This window comes from Catenovulum sp. 2E275 (genome assembly GCF_025515275.1).
GTDB lineage: Bacteria > Pseudomonadota > Gammaproteobacteria > Enterobacterales > Alteromonadaceae > Catenovulum.
The window spans coordinates 18,437-27,175 of record NZ_JAOPFU010000047.1 but is presented as its reverse complement, the minus strand read 5'-3'; the positions used below and the strand labels follow the sequence as shown (position 1 = coordinate 27,175).

8 protein-coding genes and 5 tRNA genes are annotated in these 8,739 nt (G+C 37.1%); all 13 read right to left on the bottom strand.

The window, feature by feature from the left end; translation table 11 throughout:
* Positions 1–3: 3 nt before the first annotated feature.
* The 13 genes from N7931_RS16530 to N7931_RS16470 all read right to left on the bottom strand — a co-directional run bounded on the left by N7931_RS16530 (position 4) and on the right by N7931_RS16470 (position 8,716).
* A tRNA-Leu gene (locus tag N7931_RS16530) sits at positions 4–90 on the bottom strand.
* 54 nt (positions 91–144) lie between these two features.
* A tRNA-Thr gene (locus N7931_RS16525) sits at positions 145–220 on the bottom strand.
* A 99-nt stretch (positions 221–319) separates the two neighbouring features.
* A tRNA-Phe gene (locus N7931_RS16520) sits at positions 320–395 on the bottom strand.
* A gap of 20 nt (positions 396–415) precedes the next feature.
* Positions 416–491 (bottom strand) — tRNA-Thr (locus N7931_RS16515).
* Positions 492–496: 5 nt separating this feature from the next.
* Positions 497–572: transfer RNA gene (locus tag N7931_RS16510), tRNA-Phe, on the bottom strand.
* Between the two features lie 172 nt (positions 573–744).
* A complete protein-coding gene (gene ylqF, locus N7931_RS16505; RefSeq protein WP_262795452.1) occupies positions 745–1,668 on the bottom strand; it encodes a ribosome biogenesis GTPase YlqF in 924 nt (307 codons plus the stop codon).
* A 134-nt stretch (positions 1,669–1,802) separates the two neighbouring features.
* A complete protein-coding gene (locus N7931_RS16500) occupies positions 1,803–2,267 on the bottom strand; it encodes a hypothetical protein (RefSeq protein WP_262795451.1) in 465 nt (154 codons plus the stop codon).
* Between the two features lie 102 nt (positions 2,268–2,369).
* Complete coding sequence (locus tag N7931_RS16495) at positions 2,370–3,137, bottom strand: HAD-IIA family hydrolase (RefSeq protein WP_262795450.1); 768 nt, start codon at positions 3,135–3,137, stop codon at positions 2,370–2,372.
* 1 nt (position 3,138) lies between these two features.
* Positions 3,139–4,341: an XrtA/PEP-CTERM system-associated ATPase gene (locus N7931_RS16490; protein ID WP_262795449.1), complete on the bottom strand. Its 1,203-nt coding sequence runs from the start codon at positions 4,339–4,341 to the stop codon at positions 3,139–3,141.
* Positions 4,342–4,484: 143 nt separating this feature from the next.
* Positions 4,485–4,898 carry a group I truncated hemoglobin gene (locus N7931_RS16485; protein WP_262795448.1) on the bottom strand — a complete coding sequence of 138 codons (414 nt, stop codon included), beginning with the start codon at positions 4,896–4,898 and terminating at the stop codon, positions 4,485–4,487.
* 4 nt (positions 4,899–4,902) lie between these two features.
* Entirely contained in the window at positions 4,903–5,772 is an 870-nt protein-coding gene (locus N7931_RS16480) for a DUF3034 family protein (protein ID WP_262795447.1), read from the bottom strand.
* A 46-nt stretch (positions 5,773–5,818) separates the two neighbouring features.
* Positions 5,819–8,146, bottom strand: a complete 2,328-nt coding sequence (locus N7931_RS16475; protein WP_262795446.1) for an EAL domain-containing protein — start codon at positions 8,144–8,146, stop codon at positions 5,819–5,821.
* Entirely contained in the window at positions 8,147–8,716 is a 570-nt protein-coding gene (locus N7931_RS16470; protein ID WP_262795445.1) for a methylamine utilization protein, read from the bottom strand.
* Positions 8,717–8,739 lie beyond the last annotated feature (23 nt).

Here is an 8,739-nt window from a genome sequence, read left to right as displayed (position 1 = left end):
AAATGGTGCCCGGGGCCGGACTTGAACCGGCACGATCTTACGATCGAGGGATTTTAAATCCCTTGTGTCTACCAATTCCACCACCCGGGCGACACGATAGTGCTAACTTATGTGGAGTAAGTTAATTGTCTGTTTTTATATAAATGGTGCCGACTGCCGGAATCGAACTGGCGACCTACTGATTACAAGTCAGTTGCTCTACCAACTGAGCTAAGTCGGCATATAAAAACAAACTATTTGATAAATCAAATAAAACTCAATAGCTAATCAAACCTAATTGAGCAGGCTTCTTTATTCACAAAAAAGGAAATAAAAGAAATGGTGCCCAGAGGCGGAATCGAACCACCGACACGGGGATTTTCAATCCCCTGCTCTACCGACTGAGCTATCTGGGCAAATAAGGTGTTACAAAAAATGGTGCCGACTGCCGGAATCGAACTGGCGACCTACTGATTACAAGTCAGTTGCTCTACCAACTGAGCTAAGTCGGCACTAATGGTGCCCAGAGGCGGAATCGAACCACCGACACGGGGATTTTCAATCCCCTGCTCTACCGACTGAGCTATCTGGGCAACACTTCGAGCGGCTAGAATCTCTAGCTGCTGCGGGCGTGTATTAAACGGATTTTGAGGGTCTAAGTCAACCAATTTTTTTGTTTTTTTTCACTAAAAATCAATTATTTTTCTAATTGACGAATAAAGCATCTAAAAATGCTTTTTTAGCTTATTTATTAAACGTGTTTGCTTATCTGCGCTTTTGTTTAAATTGTTTTTTACGCTCAGCATCCTTTTGAGCTTTTTCTGCTAAACGTTCATCAACTTCTTTTTGCTCTGCAATACACATAGCCGGAGTTTCCATACTAATGGCTGCAATTTGCATATCTCGTAGCTCAGTTAATAATATTTTAGCGGCTTTGTTCATCTCAACCCGACCACCGGCACGCAAGCAGCCGCGTTTTTTACCAATCAGCTCTAGTGTTTCATAACCATTATCGGCAAATTCATCCAACTGGTATCTTGCTTTTAATGCATCAGGGTAAGCTTCTACTAAATAATCGGCGGCATAAGTTGCAATATCATCTAAATCAAATGCTGTTTCTTTAATAGCGCCGGTAATCGCTAAACGATAACCCGAGTTTTCGTTTTCCACTTTTGGCCATAACATGCCCGGCGTATCATATAAAATCACATTGTCACCAATATTGATACGTTGCTGACTTTTTGTTACGGCAGGCTCATTGCCTGTTTTGGCGATTATGCGGTTAGCTAATATATTAATGGTGGTTGATTTGCCTACGTTTGGAATGCCTGCAATTAATGCTCTAACCGGCTTGCCCGGCTCACCACGATTAGGTGCCATTTGACGACATAGCGAAATAATATCTTTTAAACTGGCAGGTTTTTTTGCGCTTACTGCTATCGCATCTGTATTTTTGGTTTGTTTAAAATGTTCAAGCCATGCTTGAGTAATAACAGGATCAGCCAAATCGCTTTTATTTAAAATTTTAATACAAGGTTTATCACCTCTAATTTGGGCTATCATAGGATTTTCGCTGCTGTAAGGAATACGCGCGTCTAACACTTCGATAAACAGATCGATCTCACCTAAAATTTTTCTTATTTCTCGCTGAGCCTTATGCATGTGGCCCGGATACCAGTTTATCGCCATAATTTAAAAACCTGTTGGATATTTATCTATTCAAGTAGCTTGAATATCTAGCTAATTGCCTGCCTAAATTTGAGCAGGCATTATAGCTATCAAACAGTTAAAGTTAAACTTAAGCGAAAATTGTCGAGAGAGTTTTATTCAGCCAGTAGGTTAAGCTGAATTTTATTAAGCTCAGTTGAGTCTAATAGCCGAAATAGATGGGTTTGAATTTGCACTTTAGAGGCGGGAAAGAAAAACTCCAGTGTTTTATCTTCCGGTTTGGCGTTTTTAAGTTCAATTAATAAATAACCTTGGGCAATGGTAATATTACTAATTTGACTGATTGGAATAGCCGTTTTTGAATAATTAATAAAACCTGAGGCACTTTGTGCGGTTAAAGTAAATTGATCACGGGTAATAAGCTGGCCAAGGTCAAACTTATCATTATAAAGTTTTGAAAATCTGTACCCTAATACAGCCAACAAGCCACCGGCCAAAACATAATATTGCATTAGCTCAGATTCAACTGAGCCTTTTTTGTAAGCAAATAAAATAATAATTAATCCGGAAAGATATAAGGTGACTAAAGCTAAAGTACACTTTTTAACTGATTGCTTCATAAAAATATCAAAGCTGCCTGACTAAATAATTTAATGGTTTTAGTTTAGCAGCTTTGACCGTGAGTTTAAGTAAAAATTCAATAAATATATTTTACAAAACAATTACAATTTATCTAACTCTATTTCGCCTACATCAGCAAAGACATGCGTTGGACGGTACGGAAATTGAGAAATTGTATCACGGTTACTCACACCAGATAAAACTAAAATCGTATCCATCCCAGCTTCCATTCCACCAATAATATCGGTATCCATTCGGTCACCTATCATAACTGTATCTTTAGAATGCACACCTAATTGGTTTTTTGCTATTAACATCATAAGGGGATTAGGTTTACCAACTACATAAGGTTTTTTACCGGTCGCGACTTCTATTGCAGCCAAAATCGCGCCACTTGCTGGCTCTAAACCTTTTTCACCGGGGTCTACAATATCTGGGTTTGTACCAATAAATTGAGCACCATTTAAAATTAGGCGAGTGGCTGTTTTTAACTGGCTATAATTTAATGAAGTCGTTTTACCAACAACAACATAATCAGGATCTACATCTGTGATTGAAAACCCCAGTTTATATAACTCGCTAACAATGCCCCCACCGCCAACAACATAAACTTTTGCGCCGGGGTTTTGATCATGCAAAAACTTAGCTGTTGCCATCGCTGAGGTGATAAAATGTTTTTCTTCTAAACCTTCAACCCCTAATAATTCTAATTTACGTACGAGATCAATCGGGGTTTGCTCTGAGTTATTGGTTAAAAACAAAAACTTGGTATTAGACTCAATTAAACGCTGAACAAATTCTTTAGCGCCGGGAATTAACTGTTTACCACGGTATAATACACCGTCCATATCTGAGATTATATTTTTCATCTTAACCTTCTTTTTGCTCGTTTATATCTTGTTTAGAATCGCCCGATTCTTCTTTGAGTTCTTCATTAGATAAGTGTTTTAATTGTTTTAATTTTCGGCTTATTGCATTGTCTATATAGCGGCTAACTTTAAGCTTATACTCAATTGATGTCTCTAAGGTATAACGGATCTCTTGAAGCATGTGGCGTAAATGAGCAACATCTTCAATAATATCCGCCGGAATGCCACTGTTATTTGGTGCTGGTTTTTCTGGTGGCGGCATTAAGTCTTCTAACCCATTATCCTGTTTGGACCTTGTATCCTGTTCTTTAAAAGCATTATTAGCAGAGGTCCGCTTAAGAGGGTGATGACTTTCCTCCAAATTTAGAGGGACCTTATCACTTTCAACTGATTCCTGATTGATTTCATCAATGACTGTTTGAACATCATCAGCTTCCAAATATTTTTTATCTTCTAAATACCCATATAAAAGCACTCGATCTGAGATAGTGTTTATACGTCTTGGAATCCCTAAACTCAGCTGATAAATTTTATCTATCCCTTCTTCAGAAATTAATTTAACCGTCTCATCAATTTCCGATGCCGCATTAATTCTAAAATGAATATAATCATGAGTTTCTTGCTGATTTAACGCTTTAAGGTCACAGGAAGCTACAATACGCTGACGGAATTGCTCCATATTAGGTAGTTGTAATAAGTTTCTTAACTCTGGCTGACCTAATAAAAAGCTTTGCAGTAAAGGCTTACCATTAGTCTGGAAGTTAGATAGCATTCTTAATTCTTCAACAGACTCATGTGGTAAATTTTGAGCTTCATCAACGATTAATAACGCTCTATGTCCACTGTTAACTAGTTTGGTTAACTCTTTTTCTATATGTTGTAAAATTTGCCCCTTTGACTTATTTTCAGTTGAAATTCCTAGCTTTTCAGCCGCAACAACGACTAAATCATCAGGATTTAACTTAGGGGTTACAATTTGAATGGCTTTAACTTCTTGATGATCAATCTCAGATAATAAACTATTGGCAATCGTGGTTTTACCTGTACCAATTGCACCGGTAATCACAATAAAACCTTCGCCTTGAGTAATCCCGTATTTTAAATAAGAAAGTGCTCTGGTATGGAGTTTACTGGCAAAAAAGAAGTGAGGATCGGGTGTCAGGTGAAAAGGTTTTTCTTTCAATCCATAAAAGGCTTCGTACATAAAAGGCTCTGTGATTTAGTCATGTCTTATTATTTCTCCATCTTACAAACTATTAATAAAAAATGCGATAGCTTATTGCTTTAGCTATTTGACTAGATCACATTTCCAATCATTTTGACCACGTCTGACGGCTCAATTTATTTTTATTTATATATCATGTCTTTGCGCATAGGTGCAAAAACGGCCAGCACTTTGTTTTGCAACGGATGAGGAATATCCGCTTTAGTCATGGCATTAATTAATAAATCGACCGTCAAATTAAAGTCCGACTCATTTATATTCATTCCTGCATGAACTTGTGCCATGGTATCCCCTGTATATTGACAAGGCCCACCCGTGTTAACACAAATATGTTCAATTAATTTATCATGAAACCTTTGAATATCAGTCTCCTTAAAGTATTCATAAATGGTTTCATTAAATTCAATTTCATATATGAAGTTTTCAACAATTTGTGTAATTTTGTCTTTTCCACCTAACTGCTCATAAAGCGTTTTTTGAGTCTGATTGACACACGCAGTTAAAGTTAATACCAACAAAAAAGTTATCAATTTCATAAAATCACCATAAATACCCTGTTGTTGATACATAAATACCCTGTTGCTTATCTGCCACCGCAATATTACCTAAATCAGCATATGCTAAAGTGATATTAAAATGCTTATTGGGTATATAAGTAATAAAAATATCTTTCCAATTATCTTCTTTAAAAGCCGCCAAATTGTCTGGCTTTTGTCTATATTCCACTCCGATAGCTAAATTTCGTGATAACAAAACCCCTAGACTCGCTTCAAAAACTAGTTGGTGATCCTGTTTAGGTTGACTGCCAAATCCTAATAATCCCATCTGATTCGCTTTCGTCGCTCTTGCGGTTAGATTCCATACAAGGTTATAACCATTTACAGCACCTAAATGCACTTTGGTGGCAGCTAAATAATAATCTACCCCTTGTTGATTTTCAGCTGCACCAATAGCACCAGCAATAGCCCCGTCAGATAACTTTTTATACTGAATTCCAAAGCTTAATTGCGGAAATTGAGAATAAATTACGTCACCATACAATCTGGTTTTAAGCCCATAGATTGTTTGATTAATCTCATCACCGAGCCCAAGGCCAATAACACTATTAGGTAAATCAAACGTTTGCCGCGCAATACTAAACTCAACTCGATCATAAAAACTGGTTGCTAAGCCAATCACATTCAATTGGTAATCGTCCACCGACACATGAGTATTAAAAGCAGAAACAGAAACTTGTTCCTGACTATCATAACCACTTAAAGTAGCCCAAGGCACAATACCACCTCCACCGCTGCCTTCCACTTGAGTTAACCCAGCGGTTGCGAGTAATTTCCCATCAGCGGCATAAACCAAACTGGTAACTAAAATAAAAGGCCACAAAAACAATTGCTGTAATATCGTTTTTTTCATGTCCGTTCCTCAATTATACTTTGGTTTGCCTGATCCACACTTAACGTTAATCGGTGCCGATCAACACCTTTTCCTGAAACTCATCCACTAACCAGTGTTTAAAATTAGCTGCGCTCATGGGTTTAGCAATATAATAGCCTTGAATCCAATGGCAACCCCAACTTTTAAGAAGCTCAAGTGAAGCCACATCTTCAACCCCCTCAGCTACCACTTCCAAGCTAAAGCGATTAGCGAGTGTAATCACTGTTTGAACGATATTTTGATCGTCTTCCGAGTTCATTAAATGCAAAACAAAACTTTTATCTACCTTAAGCTCTGTCACTGGCATATCTTTTAAGTAAGCCAGTGACGAGTAGCCTGTACCAAAGTCATCAATTGCCAGTCCAAAGCCACAATCTCTAATCGCTTTTAAATGTTCAATCGCTTTAACCGGATCTTTCATCAAATCACTTTCAGTTAATTCAAAAGACAAAGCATGACGACCTACATTATATGTGTTTAAACAATTCATTATTTTTGGCAGTAAAGTTTCATCTGCGACATCATGCACAGATAAATTAATCGCAACTTGCACATTAACCCCCTCAGCTTGCCAGCGTGCAATATCTTGCACTACGCGATGAATAATCCACTCGGTTAAGCGCACGATAATCCCAGCTTGCTCAGCTATTGGTATAAAAAAATCAGGTGATACAAAACCTAATTTTTGACTGTTCCAGCGGATCAATGCTTCTGCTTTTTCTATTTTATTATTGCTGGTATTTAGCTTAGGCTGATAAAACATTGCTAATTCATTTTGCTCTGTATCTAACATATTTTTCAATTCACCTAGCACAGCCAGTTTTTTAAGATAAATTTTTTCTAATTCGGGTTCATATTGTTGATAAAAGTGAGCTTGAGATTGAGATTTTTCAGCCGTAATATTGAGCCGTCGAAACAATGACGCTTCATTTTGAGCATCTTGAGGGGCCTGTATAACAGCAATCGCTAATTTTAGGTTAAGCGTTAAATCATCGATGATAAAAGTTTGTTCAAGCTCTTTTCGGCAAGTCAGAATCTCTTGTTCAGTAAGCAGTTTTTCAGGTATCCAGAGTAATTCACCTGCATTTAATCTGGCAGCACTGCCACCTAAAGCCATAATTCGCTCAGCTAATAAACTTAAACAAATATCACCGTTTTGGTAACCGAAAGTATCGTTAATACTTCTAAAATCTATAATGTTAATGCCAATTACCTGAAAACTTTCCGCTTTATCTAATGCTTGCCGGATAATATGTGCAATTTGATAGCGGTTATATAATCCCGTCAATAAATCATGATTAGCCTGATATTGGATTTCCACTTCACGCTCTTTAATATTTTGCTGCATAGCGCTAAAAGCCAAGGCAAGATTACTCATTTCTTGGGAGTTAACTTTAGTTTCTATCGAGTTATAATAATCACCTTTCGCTATTCGTTTTGCCATTTGAGCCAATTGAGTTAATGGATGCGTTAAATTTTTGGCAAACAAAACGCCCAAGAATAAAGCCAAAAATAAAGACATTAGTACAATTACAAATATTTTAAATTGTAAAAAATTAAACTCTGAAAACAGAGGATTGAGATCTTCTGAGAGGATCACCCAAACTGACTGATTATCGGTGGATAATAAAAACTGCTTAGAGGCATACATATTTTTATAAGTAAAAGGTAATCTCACCAGATCTAGTTCTTTACCCACCCGATTCAATACATGTGGTAGTTGCTCTGAGGTTAAAGAGCTGATTAAGATAGCAGGCAAGTGCTGATCTTTTACAATAGTAATATCTAATTTAGTTATTTCTTTTAATTCATGTATGAAACTTTTATCTAACTCAAAACCGATAATAGCAACTGCAATAGGATTGGGTGCATCTACAGTTAATAACATGATCTGATAAGCATTATCGCCTAACTGAATGATCTCTGAGTGTCCTCCCTGCTGTAAGGCTTGGGTAGATAAGCTTAATAATTGCTCGGTTTCTTGAGAGGCTTTATCAGCCAAACCGGTTGCAATTAACTCACCTGATAACAGCATCACCCCCATTAAATCGGCTTTGATTCGACGACCATGATTGTCTAATACGCTCAAAATAGTCGCTTCATCTTGAGTGGCAACCGCCTGCTTAAAACCAAAGTCAGAAGTTAACACATCTGCAGAATTGAATAACTGTAACTCTCGGCTGGCTAATACTTGTTTAAAAATACGTTCACCAACCTGTAAATCACCATTAACCTGAGTTCTAGCATGATTGGTTGTAGCAATCCAGATAGCGAATAATATCGATAACGAACTAAAACACAAAAGCCCGCCCACTAGTTTAAATATATTGTAATGAAGTGATTTTAATGACAATTAGTTAAACCTAGTTCTAAATATTTTATTTGATTTTTTGTCACCGACTTGCTGCTCAATTAAATTAAGTTGAATAATCCAAGCGCCATCAGCAGCTCTATTTTTCAATTTAGTGTTTACTCTTTCATTCGATGATGCTGACAATTTAGCATGCCACACTGAAATATTATTAGGCAATGAGCTCTCATCAAAATAAGCTATTCCCTGCTGATTGGTCAAAGCCACTTTTTCATTTTCAGCAACATAAATGTAGCCTACCATTGAATCATGAATATTACACCCCAACACAACAATTCCGGCCTGGTCAAACCGAATAGGCTCGGTAGGTGTACCGCTATACAGCTTTATTTCGAAAGGTTTAGGATTTGAAAAGCTATAAACGTGATGGCGAATATTATCACTATTGGGAAAATGAACAGATTGTCCTTGCTGAATAACTAATACTTTTGGAGTGAATTGCTTGTTACGCTGATCCATCACTGCAATATTTGAGTTCGTAAACTGAGTTTCTGATTGAAAAGTCACAACAGCATCACTGACAGGCTGCTCATTTTGATCAATCAATTTCACTTGTGATGATGCATGGACTTCAA